This window comes from Streptomyces sp. NPDC111516, assembly GCF_055635345.1.
Genome location: NZ_JBVKBV010000002.1, coordinates 208,194 through 227,054, shown reverse-complemented (window position 1 = coordinate 227,054; position 18,861 = coordinate 208,194). Strand labels below are relative to the sequence as shown.

Here is an 18,861-nt window from a genome sequence, read left to right as displayed (position 1 = left end):
GGTTCCGGGCCTTCCGGCTCATGTCCGGCCGAACATCGTCACGCCGCGCCGACGACGTCCTTCTCCTCGGCGAAGTGGCATGCCGACTCGTGCGCGGCCGGTGTGTCCGAACCCCTGAAGCGCTCGGGGACCGCCAGCAGCGGCAGCTCCGTGGAGCACTTGTCCTGGGCCTTCCAGCACCGCGTACGGAAGCGGCAGCCCGACGGCGGGTTCGCCGGCGAGGGGACCTCACCGGTGAGGATGATCCGCTCGCGGCCCTCGCGGGCCTCCGGGTCGGGGACCGGGACCGCCGACAGCAGCGCCTGGGTGTAGGGGTGCGTCGGGTGGTCGTAGATCTCCGTGTCCGTACCGATCTCGGCCATCTTGCCGAGGTACATGACACCGACCCGGTCGGAGATGTGCCGGACGATGGACAGGTCGTGCGCGATGAAGAGGTAGGAGAGGTTGAACTCGTCCTGGAGTCTCTCCATCAGGTTGATGACCTGGGCCTGCACCGACACGTCGAGCGCGGAGACCGGCTCGTCGCAGATGATGATCTCCGGGTTGAGCGCGAGGCCGCGGGCGATGCCGATGCGCTGGCGCTGACCGCCGGAGAACTGGTGCGGGTACCGGTTGATGTACTCCGGGTTGAGCCCGACGACGTCCAGCAGCTCCTGGACCCTGCTGCGGCGGTCGCCCTTCGGCGCCACCTCGGGGTGGATCTCGTACGTCTCGCCGATGATGTCGCCCACCGTCATACGGGGGTTGAGCGAGGTGTACGGGTCCTGGAACACCATCTGGATGTTGCGACGGACGGCCTTGAGGGCCTTGCCGGACAGCTTGGTGATGTCCTGGCCCTTGTAGAAGACCTCGCCGGAGGTGGCGGTCTCCAGGAGCATCAGGAGCTTGGCGACCGTGGACTTGCCACAGCCGGACTCACCCACGATGCCGAGCGTCTCGCCCTGGTACAGGTCGAAGGAGATCCCGTCGACGGCCTTGACGGCGCCGATCTGCTTCTTGAACAGGATGCCCTGGGTCAGCGGGAAGTGCTTGACCAGGTTGCGCACCTGCAGGATCGGCTCGCCGCGGTCCACCTTCGCGTCGAGGGCGGCCACGGCCTCCGCCTCCGTGGCGGCGTCGACCGTCTCCACCTCGGTGACGTTGGGGAGGGCGTCGTCCACGGCGGCGTCCTTCTTGCTGGGCTCAGCCATGGATCTGCTCCTTCCAGAAGTGGCAGGCGCTGCCGCGGCCGACCAGCTCGGTGCCGTCCGCCTCGGTCACCGGCAGCAGGGCCGGGACGTCGGTGCGGCAGATGTCCTGCGCCTTGGGGCAGCGCGGGTTGAAGGCGCAACCGGAGGGCGCCTTCAGCAGGTTGGGCGGCAGACCCTTGATCGCGAAGAGCTCGTGGCCCTTCTGGTCGAGCCGCGGGATCGAGTCGAGCAGGCCTCGGGTGTACGGGTGCGCGGGGCGCTTGTACAGCTCGTGGATCGGGGACTGCTCGACGATCCGGCCCGCGTACATGACCGCGATCTTGTCCGCGACGTCGGCGACGACGCCGAGGTCGTGGGTGATCAGGATCAGACCCATGTTGTACTCGCGCTGGAGGTCCGCCAGCAGGTCCATGACCTGTGCCTGGACCGTCACGTCGAGCGCCGTGGTGGGCTCGTCCGCGATGATCAGGTCGGGCTCCAGGGCCAGCGCCATGGCGATCATGATGCGCTGGCGCATGCCGCCGGAGAACTGGTGCGGGTAGTCGTTGACCCGGCTCTTGGCGGCCGGGATCTTCACCCGTTCCATCAGCTCGATGGCCTTGGCCTTGGCGTCCTTCTTGGACATGCCCTGGTGGACCCGGAACATCTCGCCCAGCTGGTTGCCGACCGAGTAGACCGGGTTCAGCGCGGAGAGCGCGTCCTGGAAGATCATCGCCATCTTCGGGCCGCGCAGCTTGCGCCGCTCGCTCTCCGGGAGCTGGAGGATGTCCTGCCCCTTGAAGAGGATCTCGCCCTTGGCGACCCGCCCGGGGGGCGAGTCGAGGATGCCCATGATCGCCTGTGCGGTCACGGACTTGCCTGAGCCGGACTCGCCGAGCACGGCGAGCGTCTCACCGGCCCTGACGTCGTAGTTGACGCCGTTGACGGCCTTGACGATGCCCTCGCGGGTCTTGAACTCGACGTGCAGGTCGCGCACTTCGAGCACCGGGGTCTCGGTGTCGCCGGAGCGCTGGTTGGGCACTTCCGCGGTGACGTGTGAAGTAGTCATGTAGTGGTGCCGCCCTCTCAGCGCAGCTTCGGGTCAAGGGCGTCACGCAGCCCGTCGCCGACGAAAACGAAACCAAGGACCGTGAGGACCACGGCGATCGACGGGTAGACCCACAGGTAGTCCTTGACACCGAGGAAATCGCGGGCCGAGGCCAGCATGTTGCCCCACTCGGCGACTTCGGGACTGACACCGACGCCCAGGAAGGACAGCGACGCCTCCGCCACGATCGCACTGCCGACACTGAAGGCGGCGTACGCCATCACCGCGGCGATGGAGTTGGGAATGATGTGCCGGAGGATGATCCGCGAGGTGCTGGCGCCCAGAGCGCGGGCGGCGAGCACGTAGTCGGCCTCGCGGACCGACAGGATCGAGCTGCGCAGCAGTCGGGAGACCGTCGGCCAGGAGAAGACTCCCAGCGAGATGATCACCGGGGCGACGCCGCGGCCCATCGCGATGATGATGACGATGGCGCCGATCAGCAGCGGGAAGGCGAAGAAGACGTCCGCGATGCGCATCAGCACCGAGTCGGTGGCCTTGCCGAAGTACCCGGCGAGGGAGCCGATGATGAGGCCGATCAGGCACGCCAGGAAGATCGAGGCGAGACCGATCACCACGGCGATGCGGGCGCCGTAGATGATGCGCGACAGCTGGTCGCGGCCGAGCGCGTCGGTGCCGAGCAGGTGCCCGCCGCCCGGCGACTGCAGAGTGTTGTTGAGGTCCTGCGCCAGCGGGTCGTACGGCGCGAGCAGTGGTGCCAAAGCGGCGGTCAGGAACAGCAGGCCGACCAGCACCAGGCCGATCACGGCCAGCTTGTTGGCCATGAAGCGGTGGCGGATCTCGCCCCACTGGGTGACGCGAGCGATCGCCGGCTCGGCCTCGGCCGGAGCGGCCGCCTTCTGAGCGGTCCCCGCCTCCGCTGCGCTCTTGGTGAGCTCAGTCATGGGTGTGACTCCTAGAACGGGCTGCCTGGTATCAGGCGAGACGGATGCGCGGGTCGAGAACCGCGTACAAGAGGTCGACGATCAGGTTGAGCAGAACGAACACGGCGACACCGAAGGTCACCACGCCGATGATGATCGGGTTGTTCTGCTGCTGAACCGCCTGGACCAGCGCCAGCCCGATGCCGTCCCAGTTGAAGATCGCCTCGGTGATGAGCGCACCACCGAGCAGGCCGCCGAAGGAGATGCCCAGGTAGGTGACGACCGGGATGATCGAGTTGCGCATCACATGCTTGACGAGCACCGTCCGCCGGGGCAGACCCTTGGCGACGGCCGTCTTGACGTAGTCGGCCCGCAGCACCTCGAGCATGGTGCCGCGCATGAGTCTCGCCACCAGTGCCGCGTCGAGGATCGCCAGTGTGAAGGCGGGCAGGATCAGGGAGTTGAGGGAGCCGTCCGAGATCAGCGGGAACCACTGGAGGTCCACCACGAAGAACTTCTGCAGCACCATACCGATGATGAAGGATGGGAATCCGACGGCCAACGTGGTCAGCAGAGTGATCAACACGTCCCAGAACGAATATCTGAACAACGCGGCAATCAGACCGGCGAAGACGCCGATCGCGATGTCGATGAGGATGGCCGTGACAGCCAGCTCGGCGGTGTTCGCGAGCTTCGGCTTCAGGATCTCGGTCACCGGGCGGCGCTGGGTGAAGTCCTCACCGAGGTCGCCCTTGGCCAGGTTCTGGACGAAGTGGCCGTACTGCACCGGCAGCGGGTCGTTGAGACCGTAGCGCTCCCGGAGTTCGGCCACGACGGCCGGGTCGCGAGCCTTGTCACCACCGAGCGAACCCACGGGGTCGCCTGGCAGGATGAACAGGCAGCAGAAGAGAACAACGGTCGCACCGAAGAGGACGACGACCATCTGCCCGAGCCGGCGGATCACATATCTGCCCACGATGCCTCCTTCACATACTGAGCGTGGGGTGGGCGGCGTCATCCGATCGGGAGAGCGGCCGCTGCCGGGCGCTGGTAGGGGGTGCGCCCGGGACGGAGCGAAGGCCGTGAAACCGAAGAAGTTACTCCGACTCCACGGCCTTCGCCTACCTACTGCAGGAGGCTCTTACTTGGCAGAGATCTCTGCGAGAGTCGGGTCCTCGAAGAAGTCCATCTTGATGTTGTTGAACTTCTTGTTGTTCACCAGACGGTACCCACTGCGCTGCCACAGCGGAATGACACCCTGGTCGGTGTCGATGGCGATCTTCTCGGCCTGCTTGTACAGGTCGGCACGCTTGGTGGCGTCCTTCTCGGAGCGGGCCTGGTCGAGCAGCTTGTCGAACGCCGGGTTCGAGTGGCGGCCACGGTTGTCGCCCTGCGCCTTGCCGGTCGCCTTGTCCTCACCGATGCCGGCGGTGCTCAGCAGCGGGGAGAGGAAGTTGTCCGCGGTCGGGTAGTCGGCGGTCCACGCCGAACGCCACAGACCGCTGGCGCTCTTCTCCTGCTGGGCGGCCAGGGCCTCCTTGAACGGCTTGCCGTCCAGCTTGACGTTGAGGCCGAGGACGTCCTTCAGCTGAGCCGCGACGGCCTGCACCCACTCCTCGTGGCCGGCGCCGGTGTTGTAGCCGAAGTTGATGGTCGTACCCGGCTTCAGGCCACCCTTCGCGGCGAGCTCCTTGGCCTTGGCCTTGTCCTGCTTGATGCAGGAGGTGCAGACATCGGCCTGGTAGGTGTCGGCGAAGGACGGCGGAAGGAACGCGGTGGCCGGCTTCATCATGCCCTGGAAGACGGACTTGGCGATGGCCTCGCGGTCGATCGCGTACGAGATCGCCTTGCGCGCGTCGGCGTTGTCCAGCGGCTTGCTCTGGTTGAACGCGACCAGGTAGTTGATGCCGGAGAACTCGGCCGAGTACCACTGGCCCTGCGGCTCGTACTTGGCCTTGGCGACCGGGAGCTGCGGGGTGGGCATACGGGCGTAGTCGAACTGGCCCGACTGGAAGCCCGTGTACTCGAGCTGGGCACCGTTGGCCGGGTTCAGGATCTTGAACTCGACCTTGTCCAGCTTGGCCTTGGTCAGACCGTAGTCGTCGTTGCGGACGATGGTGATCGACCCGTTGTGCTGCCAGGAGCCCTGCATCTTGAAGGGGCCGTTGCCGATCGGGGCGTCGTTGAACGACTTGTTGTCACCGGCGCCGGCGACCTTCGGGACCGGGCTGAAGGCCGCGTGGGCGGTCTTCTTGTCGAACTCGAAGTCCGGCTCGGTCAGCTCGACCTTGAGGGTGTTGGCGTCCGGAGCGGACAGACCGGCGAACTTGTCGGTCTTGCCGCCCTTCAGGTCGTCGTAGCCCTTGATGCCGGACATGTGGTACGAGACGTCGGAGGCCGAGGCCTTGGCGGCGACACGGGTCCAGCCGCGGATGAACGACTCGGCGTCGACGACCTCACCGTTGGTGAACTTCGTGCCGGCCTTGATCTTGAACGTCCAGGACTTGCCGTCCTCGGACGTGCCGGACTCGGCGAGCTTCGGGATGAGCTTGCCGTCCGTGGACACGTCGTACAGCTGGGTGAAGAGTGACCGGGCGACGACCATGCCCTCGGACTCCTGGGCGTTCACCGGGTCGATGGAGACCGGCTCGGTGATGCCCATACGGAACGTGCCACCGCCCCCCTTGCCGGCGTTGTCCTTCTTGTCGCCGCCCCCGCCACCGCAAGCGGTCGCAGCCAGGGCGATGATTGCCGCTCCCGCGACCCACTTGGCGCTCTTGGCACCACGCATGGGTTTCCTCCTCATGAGTCCACTGATCTACAAGAAGGGCCTTGGCCGTTCGCCGACACCCCTGACGGCAATGACACCCAAGTACCCGAGTGTGCTCGTGAGTCGGCACTCCCCACAGTGCGTGACCCATTGACCCGAGCTCATCGAGCCAACTATTAAGTACGGCCGGGCTGTAAACCACACTTAAAGGGTCTCGTTTTGACAACATCAATCGCACGCGTAGACCCGAAATACGGACAAAGCGATCCCAGACAGACACCCCCGAAACGGACCGTTAATACATGTTCCGGAGAGCGACGCCCGATAACCGGACGCTCAGCTCATAAATTCGGGTTGCGCATCCGAGGCGCGGCCCGCTCACGTAACCAGCCACGGAAGCACGCAAGCGCCCCGCCGTCCGCGTGCGCGCGGACGGCGGGGCACCTGCTCCACCGACCTGCCGGTGAGGTCAGCAGTACTTCTTCTGCACCAGGGCGGCGATGCTCTTCCTGCTCACCTTCTCACCGCAGCGAGTGGCCCCCTCGACCAGTGCGCCGTAAGTCTTCGCCGTGCCGTGCGCCTGCTTGATCCACTTGGTGCCCCGGTCGCACCGGTATCCCTGCCAGTACCCCGACGCCTGGAGCCTACCCGCGTAGAACCAGTACCGGCCCTTCTTCGTGAGCTGATCCGTCACGGTGATGCTCTTGGTCGTGGTGTGACCCTTGGCGTGCGTATAGCTGCCCTCGACATTCGCGTCGAGGCTCGCCAGCACCTTGCCCACCGAGAAGCCCGCGGACGCTCCGCCGTTGACTGCCCAGGTGGCGGTCAGCGTCTTCTCGTGGGTGACGGTGCGGCTGTACGTCTTCTTGCCGCCCGAGTACTCCTTCTCCAGCCCCTTCGGCTCGTGCGTGAGCACGCGGCTGTGACTCGTGGTGACCCAGCTGACCGAGCGACTGCCCGGATCGCAGATCAACTGCCCGGCGCTTGCCGTGGTCGCCGGCACAGCTACCAGAGCCGAGGCGACAAGTGCGGTCCCGGCGGCCGCCGAAGCGATGCGCATCTTCTTCACGATTCCCCATTTCGTCCTGCGCAGACGGCACGGCGAACACCGTCTCCCCCTGCGCCAAAAGCGATCGCTTCCGCGAATCAACAATCATTCGCATTGCAATCTCCACCCCCCACCGTTCGGTGCGGCAGGACCAGAATGGACCTCAACGGGGCTGCAACGCCAGTGATTTGAGGAATGCTTGAGCTATCTGCGCGCCACATGAGAAACGTTGCGATCACAAATATGGAGCCAGGTGAACGTTCCCAACAGCACACGCATGCCTGTCCGAACGGGCATGAACCGCTGATTTCGGACGGATCATCACCACAAAGGCCCGGCCTCCCGCACGGTGTGCGGGAGGCCGGGCCTCAGGTGACAGGCGCGGGTGCGCGGGTCAGCGCTTGGCGCGCGAAGCGGCGCGGCCGCGCTCCTTCTGGTCCAGGACGACCTTGCGGATGCGGACCGTCTCCGGGGTCACCTCGATGCACTCGTCCTCGCGGCAGAACTCCAGGGACTGCTCCAGCGAGAGCTTGCGGGCCGGCACCACGTTCTCCGTGGTGTCCGCGGAAGCCGCACGCATGTTGGTGAGCTTCTTCTCCTTGGTGATGTTCACGTCCATGTCGTCGGCGCGGGAGTTCTCGCCGATGATCATGCCCTCGTAGACCTCGGTGCCGGCCTCGGTGAAGATGACACCGCGCTCCTGGAGGTTGACCATCGCGAACGGCGTCACGGAGCCCGCGCGGTCGGCGACCAGCGAGCCGTTGTGACGGGTGCGCAGCTCGCCGAACCACGGCTCGTGGCCCTCGAAGATGGAGTGCGCGATGCCCGTACCGCGGGTCTGCGTCAGGAACTCCGTACGGAAGCCGATGAGACCGCGGGACGGGACGATCCACTCCATGCGGACCCAGCCCGAACCGTGGTTCGTCATGGTCTCCATGCGGCCCTTGCGGGTCGCCATCAGCTGGGTGATGGCACCGAGGTGCTCCTCGGGGGAGTCGATCGTCATGCGCTCGATCGGCTCGTGCGTCTTGCCGTCGACCTGCTTGGTGACGACCTCCGGCTTGCCGACCGTGAGCTCGAAGCCCTCACGGCGCATCTGCTCGACGAGGATGGCCAGCGCGAGCTCACCGCGGCCCTGGACCTCCCAGGCGTCGGGGCGCTCGGTGTCCAGGACGCGGAGCGAGACGTTACCGATCAGCTCGCGGTCGAGGCGGTCCTTCACCTGGCGGGCGGTGACCTTGTGGCCCTTGCCGCCCTTGCCGACGAGCGGCGAGGTGTTCGTACCGATGGTCATCGAGATGGCCGGCTCGTCGACCGTGATCAGCGGCAGTGCGATCGGGTTCTCGGGGTCGGCCAGGGTCTCGCCGATCATGATGTCCGGGATACCGGCGATGGCGCAGATGTCGCCCGGGCCCGCCTTCTCGGCCGGCTTGCGGGTGAGCGCCTCGGTCATCAGCAGCTCGGTGATGCGGACGTTGGACATCGTGCCGTCGCGCTTGATCCAGGTGACGGACTGGCCCTTGCGCAGCTCGCCCTGCTCGACGCGGCAGAGCGCGATACGGCCGAGGAAGTTGTCGGCGTCCAGGTTGGTGACGTGGGCCTGCAGCGGGGCCTCGTCGTCGTACTCGGGGGCCGGGACGTGCGCCAGGATCGTGCTGAAGAACGGCTCCAGGTTCTCGCTGTCGGCCGGGACGGTGCCGTCCTCCGGCTTGGTCAGCGAGGCGACGCCGTCACGGGCGCAGGCGTAGACGATCGGGAACTCGATCTGGTCCTCGTCCGCGTCCAGGTCCAGGAACAGGTCGTACGTCTCGTCGACGACCTCGGCGATCCGGGAGTCGGGGCGGTCCGTCTTGTTGATGCAGAGGATGACCGGCATCTTCGCGGCGAGCGCCTTGCGCAGCACGAAGCGGGTCTGCGGGAGCGGGCCTTCGGAGGCGTCGACGAGCAGCACGACCGCGTCCACCATCGACAGACCGCGCTCGACCTCGCCGCCGAAGTCGGCGTGGCCGGGGGTGTCGATGATGTTGATCGTGATCGGGTCCCCGCCGTCCTTGGGGTGATACTTCACCGCCGTGTTCTTGGCGAGGATCGTGATGCCCTTCTCACGCTCCAGGTCGTTCGAGTCCATCATGCGTTCGTCGAGGTTCTCGGCGGCGTGCGCGGCGAAGGCGCCGGCCTGCCTCAGCATGGCGTCGACCAGCGTGGTCTTGCCGTGGTCGACGTGGGCGACGATGGCTACGTTACGGATGTCGTGGCGCGTGGGCATTGGGTGGCTTGCGCTTCTCTCGGATCGTGGGATCAGGCGTCTCAGTCGCTCTCGGGTCCTCGTACGCCCGCCGGGCGGACGCGCCACGGCTACCCACCATGGTACGGGGCTGGCGCGTCCGGGGCTTCCCGGCCCGATCCGCGAGACCGCTCTTCAACCACTCTTCAACCGGAATTCGGTAGTCCTTACCTCGGTACCGGCCTCGATATCCGGACTGCGCAGGGTGGCTGCGAAGGGTGTGAAAAAGGGCTGCCGAAGGCGGGAAAAAGGGGGATGCGGAGGGATCCGTGGAGGGATCCGTGGGGCTCCGCAAGGTCCCGTGGGGGGCTTTTGGGGGGCAATCGGCTCGGGTCCTGGTGGTACCCGACCTTGCCCGCCGGGAAGTCCGGCGGGCAAGGGACTTGAGCCAGTTCTGAGCTTCCGGTGCCGTTCTGACCTGCTACTTCTTCTTGCCCGCCGGGGCTCCGGCGGACTGCGGCTTCTTGATGCCGATGTCCTGGTAGCGGGGTGCCCCGAAGCCGAAGGCGCCGACGTTCGCCAGCTTCCTGTTCGTCGCCACGAGCTGCGGGCGCTGGTAAAGCGGAATCGATCCGGCGGCGGCCCAGATCCGGGCGTCCGCCTGCTTCATCAGATCCCGGGCGGCCCCTTCGTCGAGCTCCGCGGCCGCCTGGTCGAAGAGCTGGTCGATGTGGTCCGTACCGACCCGGGTGTAGTTCTGCTCGACCAGCAGCGAGCCGTCGGTGGCGGGTACCGGCTTGGCGAAGATCGGGCGGTCGTCGGTCGCCGGGTAGGCGGTGGCGGGCCAGGAGTACAGGGCCAGGTCGTAGTCGCCGGAGGCGATGTGGTCCTTGAAGTAGCTGTCGTCGGCGACCTTGGTGATCGACGTACCGATGCCGATCGAATCGAGCATCGCCGAGATCTTGCTCCCGACGGCACGCAGCGGCTCCGAGCCGGGACCGGACGGCAGGACGAAGCGCAGGGTCAGCGTCTTGCCGTCCTTGCCGAGCGGGCCGCGTCGCGCGTCGGGGGCCTGGGCGGGGGCCGCTGTGCCCGCGGGGGCGTACGCACCGGTGGCGCCGCCCGGCCGCTTGCCCTGGCCGGCGACCTCGGCGGGGGCGTCCTCGGAGGTGCCGGTCCGGGCCAGGCGCCCGGCCTGGCGCAGCAGGGCGGCGCTGTGGAACGCGGCGGCGGAGGCGGGGGCGAGGATCCGGGGGCCGTTGCGCGAGCCATTGCGGTCACCGGGCTTGTTGTCGTCGGGCTTGCTCCCGCTGTCGGTGCCGGTGACCGGCTTGTCGTCGTCGGGCTTGCCCGGCTTCTCGGGCGTGGCCGCCTTGTCGTCCTTCCCGGCGGCGGCGTCCTTGTCCTTCGCGCCCTTCTTCCCGGCCTCGCTGCCCGCCTTGGTGCCGTCCGGCTTCTTGACCGCGCCCTCCCGCGTCCAGCCCGCGTCGGCCAGCAGCGCCCGCGCCTCGTCGGTGTCGTGCCCGCCGAGTGCGCCGCTGCTGTCCTTGTACGCCGGCTGCCCGGCCAGGGCCACGTGGCTGCCGAGCGGTGTGGCGGGCAGGCCGAGGGGTTTGAGTACGGTGTCGACGAGCTCCTGGCGGTTCAGGGCCCGGGCGACCGCCCGGCGCACCCGCTCGTCGGCGAGCGGCCCGGACTCGCCGTTCAGCGCGAGCTGGGTGTAGGCGGGCGCCAGCGACTTGCGGACCACGTACGTACGCAGCTTGCCCTGCTCGGCCGCGTACGCCTCGGCGGCTGCCCGGTTCTTCTCCCTGGCCGCCTGCGCGGCCGCCGCCGCCTTCTCGTCCGAGCCGTGCGCCTCGGCCCAGGAGCGCAGCGCGGCGGCCGGGCCGGTCCCGGAGCCGGGGCCCTGGGCGAGCGGTTGCCCGTTCCCGCCCTTGTCCCGGCCCGCCTGCACGATGCGGTGCGCCGCCGCGGCGTCGATGTCCGCGACGTCGACCTTCCCCTCGGTCAGCGCCTGCGTTCGGTCCTGCGGTTCGACGGCCCGGAAGACCAGCGTGTCGAGCTTGGCCGACCGCCCCCACCAGCGCGGATTGCGCTCCAGGGTGACCTCGCCGGTCTTCGGGTCCACGCCGCGCAGCCGGAACGGTCCCGCGGTGGCCTTGAGGGTGGTCCGCGCCCCGTCGTTGAAGGCGCCCGGAGTGCCGGTCACCTCCTTCGGGTACAGCGGGGAGAAGAGCGAGCGCCAGTCCGCGTACGGCTTGGCGAAGGTGACCCGTACCTCCTGCGCGTCGGCGCCGCGCTCGATCTTCTCGATCCGCTCGTAGCCGGCGTTGCGGGCGGTCCAGTACGCCGAGTGCTTGCCGTTCAGCGCCCGCCACTGGGCGACGAAGTCCGACGCGTCGATCGCCCGGCCGTCGCTCCACACCGCCTGTGGGTTGAGCCGGTAGAGCACCACCTGCCTGGGCTCGCGCTCGACCACCTTCGCGGACTTCAGATAGTCCGGGTCGAGCTGGGGCCTGCCCTGGGCGTCCAGCGGGAAGAGCGTCGGCAGCAGCGCGCCGGTGATGCGGGTGGTGGAGCCGTCGGCGTCGGCCTGGAAGGCGTTGAGGGTGGCGGGCACGGTATCGATCGCCCAGGTGGCCGTTCCGCCCGCCGCGACCGTGTTCCGGGCCGCGACCGCGATGTCCTGAGGGGCTGCGGCCGCAGTGGTGCCGCCGTCGTCGGAGGTGCAGCCGGCCAGCACGGGGAGCGTCAGCACACCCGTCGTGAGGAGCGCGAGCGAGCGGCGCTTTCGGGCCGTCCCCCGCGGGACGCCGACGTGGGACATGGCTGATACCTCCGAGGCCGGCCCGGTCCACCCGCACCGGGGCGGTCCGGATTGTGCTTTTTGGTGGCATTTGCAGTTGATCACACTGATTCCGCCCCTCCACTGAAAGCGCCCTCGCGCGAGAGGCGGCGCAGACACGGCGCAGCACCTCCCGAACCTCACCCGCGCGGCGGAGCGACCCCGGGAGACCGGAAGGCCCCGCACCCTTCCCAACGGAGGTGTGACGCGCGACACTCTCAGGCGCATGAACATGACCACCCGCGACTGCGGAAGTGAGAGCAAGTCATGTCACTGCATGAGGAATTGACGGTCGTTCAGCACTGCCTCGACGACCTGGTCCGCACCGTCGGCCGGCTGGAGCGGAGTCTCGCGCGGCTGCGCGCGACGGAAGCCGGGCCGGCGCCGCTCGAAGCCGCCGACCGCGCCGGCCCCGTCGACGGCGTCATCACGATCAGCGAAACGCCGTACGACGCCACCCTGTGGACGGACTCGGACGACGAAGGTCTGGGCGTCCGGGGCCGGCACGCCCCCTAGGAGAGTTCCTTGGCCACCGGTACGGAAACAGGAACAGGTACGGAACCACCTCACCCGAAGGGCGCGGCAGGCGTCCACCACGCCTCCCGGGCCGCCATCGCCGCCCGCCACCTGCGCACCGACCGCTGGTGGCTGGCGCCCGCGGCGACCGCCGGTGGGCTCCTCGCCTTCATCGTCTACTCGACGTGGCGGGCCTTCTCGAACGCCGACTACTACGCCGCCCCCTATGTGTCGCCGTTCTACTCCCCCTGCCTGGCGGAGAACTGCGCCCCCATGCGGCACGGCCCGAACTGGGAACTCTTCGGCAGCTGGTGGGGACTCTCCCCCTCGCTGCTGATCCTGATCTTCCCGCTGGGCTTCCGGCTGACCTGCTACTACTACCGCAAGGCCTATTACCGGGGCTTCTGGGCGTCGCCCCCGGCCTGCGCGGTCGCCGAGCCGCACACCACGTACACCGGCGAGACCCGCTTCCCGCTGATCATGCAGAACCTCCACCGGTACTTCTTCTACGCCGCGGTGCCGGTCGCCGGGATCCTCACGTACGACACCGTGCTCTCCTTCCGCGACGAGCACTACGACTGGGGCCACATGGGCCTCGGCTCGCTGATCTTCCTGGCCAACATCACCCTGATCTGGGCGTACACGCTGTCCTGCCACTCCTGCCGGCACATCATCGGCGGCCGGCTGCGGCACTTCTCCAAGCACCCCGTGCGCTACCGGCTGTGGGGCTGGGTGGGCCGGCTGAACGCCCGGCACATGCTGCTCGCCTGGGCCTCGCTGATCAGCGTGGCGCTCGCCGACTTCTACGTCTTTCTCGTCGCCTCCGGCGCCTTCGACGATCCGAGGTTTTTCTGAATGACTGAGCTCGAACGGCAGCAGTGGGACGTCGTCGTGGTCGGTGCCGGTGGCGCCGGGCTGCGCGCCGCCATCGAGGCGCGGGAGCGCGGGGCCCGTACCGCGGTCATCTGCAAATCGCTCTTCGGCAAGGCACACACGGTCATGGCGGAGGGCGGAATCGCCGCCTCCATGGGCAATGTGAACTCCGGGGACAACTGGCAGGTGCACTTCCGCGACACCATGCGCGGCGGGAAGTTCCTCAATCAGTGGCGGATGGCGGAGCTGCACGCCAAGGAGGCGCCCGACCGGGTCTGGGAGCTGGAGACCTGGGGCGCGCTCTTCGACCGTACGCCCGAGGGGAAGATCTCCCAGCGCAACTTCGGCGGCCATGAGTACCCGAGACTGGCACACGTCGGGGACCGTACCGGCCTCGAACTGATCCGCACCCTCCAGCAGAAGATCGTCTCGCTGCAACAGGAGGACCACCGCGAACACGGCGACCACGAAGCCCGGTTGAAGGTCTTCCAGGAGTGCACGGTGACCCGCGTGCTGAAGGACGGCGAGCGGGTCAGCGGGACCTTCTGCTACGAGCGCGAGTCCGGCCGCTTCTTCGTGCTGGAAGCGCCCGCGGTCGTCCTCGCCACCGGCGGCATCGGCAAGTCGTTCAAGGTGACGTCGAACTCCTGGGAGTACACCGGCGACGGCCACGCCCTCGCCCTGCTGGCCGGCGCACCGCTGCTGAACATGGAGTTCGTGCAGTTCCATCCGACCGGCATGGTCTGGCCGCCGTCCGTGAAAGGCATCCTCGTCACCGAGTCGGTGCGCGGGGACGGCGGAGTGCTGCGCAACTCCGAGGGCAAGCGGTTCATGTTCGACTACGTCCCCGATGTGTTCAAGGAGAAGTACGCGCAGTCTCAGGAGGAGGGCGACCGCTGGTACGAGGACCCGGACCACAACCGCCGCCCGCCCGAGCTGCTGCCACGCGACGAGGTCGCCCGGGCCATCAACTCCGAGGTGAAGGCGGGCCGGGGCTCGCCGCACGGCGGGGTGTTCCTGGACGTGTCGACCCGGATGCCCGCGGAGACGATCCGGCGTCGGCTGCCCTCGATGTACCACCAGTTCAAGGAGCTGGCGGACGTCGACATCACGGCGGAGGCGATGGAGGTCGGCCCGACCTGTCACTACGTGATGGGCGGGATCGCCGTCGACTCCGACACCGCGGCCGCCGCGGCCGTGCCCGGTCTGTACGCGGCGGGCGAGGTCGCGGGCGGCATGCACGGCTCCAACCGGCTGGGCGGGAACTCCCTCTCCGACCTGCTGGTCTTCGGGCGGCGGGCCGGGCTGCACGCCGCCGAGTACGCGAACGCCATCAGTACTCCGCCGGCGGTGGCCGAGGAGCAGATCGACGCGGCGGCGGCGGAGGCCCTGCGTCCGTTCGGCGCCGGGGAGCCGGGGGCGGCCGAGAGGCCGGTCACGGCCGAGGAGCCCGTGGAGAATCCGTACACCCTCCACCAGGAACTCCAGCAGACGATGAACGACCTGGTCGGCATCATCCGGCGGGCGCCCGAGATGGAACAGGCCCTGGAGAAGCTGGCCACGCTGCGGGTACGGGCACGGCGCGCCGCCGTCGAGGGGCACCGGCAGTTCAACCCGGGCTGGCACCTCGCCCTGGATCTGCGGAACATGCTGCTGGTCAGCGAGTGCGTCGCCCGTGCCGCACTGGAGCGCACGGAGAGCCGGGGCGGCCACACCCGCGAGGACTGCCCGACGATGGAACGTTCCTGGCGCCCGGCCAATCTGCTGTGCCGGCTGGCCGACGAGGACGCCGAAGGCGCGTCGGGCGGCCCAATCGCACTCGTGCGGAAGACGACCGAACCCATCCGTCCGGATCTGCTCTCCCTCTTCGAGAAGGAGGAGCTGGTCAAGTACCTGGCCGAAGAGGAGCTGGACAAGTGAGCGGCTACAACGCGCGGTTCAGGGTGTGGCGCGGGGACCCGGACGGCGGTGGTCTGGCGGACTTCGAGGTCGAGGTGAACGACGGCGAGGTCGTCCTCGACATCATCCACCGGATCCAGTCGACCCAGGCGGGCGATCTCGCGGTGCGCTGGAACTGCAAGGCGGGAAAGTGCGGTTCGTGCAGCGCGGAGATCAACGGCAGGCCCCGGCTGATGTGCATGACGCGGATGTCGGTGTTCGGCCGCGAGGAGACGATCACCGTCACCCCGCTGCGGGCCTTCCCGGTCGTCCGCGATCTGGTGACGGACGTGACGTTCAACTACGCCAAGGCACGGGAAGTGCCCGCCTTCGTACCCCCGAAGGGGGTGAAGGCGGGCGACTACCGGATGCAGCAGGTCGACGTGGACCGCTCGCAGGAGTTCCGCAAGTGCATCGAGTGCTTCCTGTGCCAGGACACCTGCCACGTGGTGCGCGACCACGAGGAGAACAAGGAGGCGTTCGCAGGACCGCGCTTCCTGATGCGGATCGCCGAGCTGGACATGCACCCCCTGGACGCCGCCGCCGAGTCGGGACTCGACCGGAAGGCGACGGCGCAGGAGGAGCACGGGCTGGGGTACTGCAACATCACGAAGTGCTGTACGGAGGTGTGCCCCGAGCACATAAGGATCACCGACAACGCGCTGATCCCGCTGAAGGAACGGGCCGTGGACCGCAAGTACGACCCGCTGGTGTGGCTGGGAAACAAGATCGGCCGCCGCGGGGACCGGTCGTGAGGCCGGACGTCGGGCCGGGCGTGAGTGTGGTCGGCCGAGCAGCTTGACGATCGCCTCGGTGGTGTCCGTCTCGCCGAGGCGCGGGCCCGCGAGGCGATGGTGGCGGGGCCCTCACGGTCCGGTCGGGCAGGCACCGAGCGCTGCGTGGGCGTGAACGGGCTGTCCGACGACGTGGTGCGCAGCCGCCGCACCGCGTGCGGGTCGGCGGGCGTGGCTCCGGTCGGTTCCGGCATGCCCCGGAACGTAAAAGATGCACAGGCCATCTTGCATGGTTGCCTGTCTGCTTTTCCGGCTGTCTTGCCCGCCACGCAACCCGCGATCTAGGGTGAATGCGCTTTCAAAAGAGGGTCGGTACATGCAACAGCAGGTGCTTCGGTACGGAAGAAGAAGCGGACGGTCGGTCGAGTGAGCGCCCCAACGGTGTACGACGTCGCCGAGCGGTCGGGCGTCTCCATTGCCACGGTCTCGCGGGTCTACCGCACCCCCGATTCGGTGCGCGCCCAGACCCGTGAGCGGGTCCTCGAAGCCGCCCGGCAGCTCGGCTACGTACCCAGCGGGAACGCCCGGGGCCTGGCCAGCAGGACCACCGGCGTGCTCGGCCTCTGCTTCCCCGACATGGCCGATCCCGACGCCGAGGCCGACGCGGAGGCCGACAGCGACGCCGACGACGCGGTGATGCTCTACTCCGACCAGATCATCCGCGGCATGGAGCGGGCGGCACGCCGGCACGGCTACGCACTGCTGATCGCCGCCTCGCTGGAGGGCGGACCGGAGAGCGTGGCGAAGGTCGCGGGACGGGTCGACGGCTTCGCGGTGCTGGCGCGGACCGTGCCGACCGAGGACCTCGAAGTGATATCGCGCCGGCTTCCGGTGGTGATGCTCGCCGGACCGCGCGAGATCGACCACCTCGACCACATCGTCGTCGCGAACGCCGACGGGGAGCGCGAACTGGCCCGCCATCTGATCGAGGACCACGGGCTGCGCAGACTCGCGTTCGTCGGGGGCGAAGCCGACTCGCCGGACGCCGAGGCGCGGTTCCTGGGCTTCCAGGAGGCATGCCGCGACGCCGGACTGCCGGTGCCGGACGAGCCCGACCTGCGGGCCGAGCCGATGACGCAGGCCGAGGGCGCGCGGGCCGCGGAGGCGCTGCTCGACCGGGGCGGCGAACGCCCGGAGGGCGTGCTGTTCGCCAACGACCAGATGGCGGTGGGCGCGCTGCGCGCGCTGGAGCGGCGCGGGGTGCGGGTGCCCGAGGACATCGCGGTGACCGGCTTCGACGGGATTCCACTCAGCCGGATCGTGCGCCCGTCACTGACGACCGTACGCCAGCCGATCCGCCAACTCGGCGAGCAGGCAGTCGAGTTGCTGGTACAGCGGCTGGGCGACAGCGGACGTGATCCGGTCTCGCTGATGCTCCCGGTATCCCTGATCCACCGAGCGAGCTGCGGCTGCGGCTGACGGGCCGGCAGGCGCTCAGAGCCTTCCGGACCCCCCGGCGCCTGCCCGCCCGAACCCGCCTCACCGCCCCAGCCGCGCCCCGAAGAACCGTCGTCGGGCCGCCCGCAGCTCCGCCGTCTCCGCCGCCAGCCCCTTGTACTCGAAGTGCCCCGCACTCAGCACCTGGAGCTCGCGCTCACCCGCCAGCGCGTTGTGCACGGCGAACTGCCCCGGCGGCGGCACCGAGGGGTCGAACAGCGCCGCGGCCACCAGCGTGGGCAGCTCCAGCCGCGTCGCGGCCGTGGCGGCATCGAAGTACCGCAGCACCTCGGTGACCTCCGGGTGCTCCCGGTGGTGGCCCCGCACCGCCTCCCCGCTCCCGGCACTCGGCAGGGTGAGCCGCAGCGGATGGTTGCCGAAGGTCGGTACCGTCAGCTGTCCGGCCCCGAACCGGTCGTCCCAGGGCAGGGCCAGCGCGCCGAGCCCGCCGCCGAAGCTCTCCCCGAGGTATCCGAGCAGCGGGGCGCCCGCCCCCGGAGCCAGTTCCGGTACCAGTTCGTGCAGCGCCGACGCCGCGCACCACAGGTCCGCCACGCAGTCGCCGATGACGTAGGTGTCGCGCGACTCGATGCCGTGGAGTACGTGCGCGGCGGACACGTCCGGGACGCCGGGGTGCGATCCCCGCGCCCCCATGCCCCGTACGCACGGCAGGATCGCCGCCGCCCGGGGCAACGGCAGCGGCACATCCGGGCCCGGCTCCGACCGTCCGCCGTAGCCGTGCCCGATGACGAAGCCGTACTGCGCGGCCCCCTCGGCGGGCAGCGCGACCCAGCCCCCGAGCCGGACCCCGCCCACCGAGGTGAAGGTCACCCCGTGAATCCGTACGCCGTCGCGCTCCTCCTCCAGCGGGCCGAGCTCCGGCTCCGTGGCGACCTCGCGGGCCTTCTCGTACCTGGCCCGCCAGAAGGCGTCGAAGTCGTCCGGGGCGGCGGGCGCAGGGATGCGCAGCAGGTCGTCGAGCGTGCGCCCGTAAGCCGGATCGAAGGGGAAATCGTGTGCGAAGGAAGCCATGATCACGACAATATCGCCCGCGCGGCGCCCCGCCCATGCCCTACAGACCACCGACCACCGACCACCGACCACCGACCACGCGGATCAACTACGCGAAATCGGTCACATCATTCCCAATTCCTCAAACTTCGCGCTTACCGTGCCAAGTTGAACATTCAGATGTCCAGCACGTTGCACGAGTGTGACCTAGCACCCTCTTGCGGATTCCCGAACGCCTGTCGCA

14 protein-coding genes are annotated in these 18,861 nt (G+C 68.6%); 5 read left to right on the top strand and 9 right to left on the bottom strand.

Going from position 1 to position 18,861, the window contains the following annotated elements:
• Positions 1 to 38: 38 nt before the first annotated feature.
• The 8 genes from ACZ7L9_RS06645 to ACZ7L9_RS06610 form a co-directional block, all read right to left on the bottom strand.
• Positions 39 to 1,190 carry an ABC transporter ATP-binding protein gene (locus ACZ7L9_RS06645; RefSeq protein ID WP_471413124.1) on the bottom strand — a complete coding sequence of 384 codons (1,152 nt, stop codon included), beginning with the start codon at positions 1,188 to 1,190 and terminating at the stop codon, positions 39 to 41.
• Positions 1,183 to 2,238 carry an ABC transporter ATP-binding protein gene (locus ACZ7L9_RS06640; RefSeq protein WP_471413123.1) on the bottom strand — a complete coding sequence of 352 codons (1,056 nt, stop codon included), beginning with the start codon at positions 2,236 to 2,238 and terminating at the stop codon, positions 1,183 to 1,185. Before ACZ7L9_RS06640 ends, ACZ7L9_RS06645 begins: the two co-directional genes overlap by 8 nt.
• A gap of 17 nt (positions 2,239 to 2,255) precedes the next feature.
• Positions 2,256 to 3,179 (bottom strand): ABC transporter permease, encoded by a 924-nt coding sequence (locus ACZ7L9_RS06635; RefSeq protein ID WP_471413121.1) that lies wholly within the window; start codon positions 3,177 to 3,179, stop codon positions 2,256 to 2,258.
• A 31-nt stretch (positions 3,180 to 3,210) separates the two neighbouring features.
• Positions 3,211 to 4,134 (bottom strand): ABC transporter permease, encoded by a 924-nt coding sequence (locus tag ACZ7L9_RS06630; protein WP_471413120.1) that lies wholly within the window; start codon positions 4,132 to 4,134, stop codon positions 3,211 to 3,213.
• 165 nt (positions 4,135 to 4,299) lie between these two features.
• Positions 4,300 to 5,949 (bottom strand): peptide ABC transporter substrate-binding protein, encoded by a 1,650-nt coding sequence (locus tag ACZ7L9_RS06625; RefSeq protein WP_471413119.1) that lies wholly within the window; start codon positions 5,947 to 5,949, stop codon positions 4,300 to 4,302.
• 448 nt (positions 5,950 to 6,397) lie between these two features.
• The gene (locus tag ACZ7L9_RS06620) at positions 6,398 to 6,988 is read right to left on the bottom strand and encodes a hypothetical protein (RefSeq protein WP_471413118.1); all 591 of its coding nucleotides are present in this window, start codon (positions 6,986 to 6,988) and stop codon (positions 6,398 to 6,400) included.
• 382 nt (positions 6,989 to 7,370) lie between these two features.
• Positions 7,371 to 9,242 carry a translational GTPase TypA gene (gene typA / locus ACZ7L9_RS06615; RefSeq protein ID WP_471413116.1) on the bottom strand — a complete coding sequence of 624 codons (1,872 nt, stop codon included), beginning with the start codon at positions 9,240 to 9,242 and terminating at the stop codon, positions 7,371 to 7,373.
• 439 nt (positions 9,243 to 9,681) lie between these two features.
• Positions 9,682 to 12,030, bottom strand: coding sequence for an ABC transporter family substrate-binding protein (locus tag ACZ7L9_RS06610; protein ID WP_471413115.1), 2,349 nt, complete (start codon positions 12,028 to 12,030; stop codon positions 9,682 to 9,684).
• 285 nt (positions 12,031 to 12,315) lie between these two features.
• On the opposite strand from ACZ7L9_RS06610, the gene ACZ7L9_RS06605 reads away from it, so the two are divergent.
• The 5 genes from ACZ7L9_RS06605 to ACZ7L9_RS06585 all read left to right on the top strand — a co-directional run bounded on the left by ACZ7L9_RS06605 (position 12,316) and on the right by ACZ7L9_RS06585 (position 17,588).
• Positions 12,316 to 12,564: a hypothetical protein gene (locus ACZ7L9_RS06605; protein ID WP_471413113.1), complete on the top strand. Its 249-nt coding sequence runs from the start codon at positions 12,316 to 12,318 to the stop codon at positions 12,562 to 12,564.
• A gap of 9 nt (positions 12,565 to 12,573) precedes the next feature.
• Positions 12,574 to 13,419 carry a hypothetical protein gene (locus tag ACZ7L9_RS06600; RefSeq protein WP_471413112.1) on the top strand — a complete coding sequence of 282 codons (846 nt, stop codon included), beginning with the start codon at positions 12,574 to 12,576 and terminating at the stop codon, positions 13,417 to 13,419.
• Positions 13,420 to 15,357, top strand: a complete 1,938-nt coding sequence (locus ACZ7L9_RS06595; protein WP_471413110.1) for a fumarate reductase/succinate dehydrogenase flavoprotein subunit — start codon at positions 13,420 to 13,422, stop codon at positions 15,355 to 15,357.
• Complete coding sequence (locus ACZ7L9_RS06590; protein ID WP_471413109.1) at positions 15,354 to 16,130, top strand: succinate dehydrogenase/fumarate reductase iron-sulfur subunit; 777 nt, start codon at positions 15,354 to 15,356, stop codon at positions 16,128 to 16,130. Before ACZ7L9_RS06595 ends, ACZ7L9_RS06590 begins: the two co-directional genes overlap by 4 nt.
• 405 nt (positions 16,131 to 16,535) lie before the next feature.
• Positions 16,536 to 17,588: a LacI family DNA-binding transcriptional regulator gene (locus tag ACZ7L9_RS06585; RefSeq protein ID WP_471413108.1), complete on the top strand. Its 1,053-nt coding sequence runs from the start codon at positions 16,536 to 16,538 to the stop codon at positions 17,586 to 17,588.
• A gap of 60 nt (positions 17,589 to 17,648) precedes the next feature.
• Here ACZ7L9_RS06585 and ACZ7L9_RS06580 read toward each other — a convergent pair whose 3' ends face one another.
• Entirely contained in the window at positions 17,649 to 18,638 is a 990-nt protein-coding gene (locus tag ACZ7L9_RS06580) for an acetylxylan esterase (protein ID WP_471413106.1), read from the bottom strand.
• Between the last annotated feature and the right edge of the window lie 223 nt (positions 18,639 to 18,861).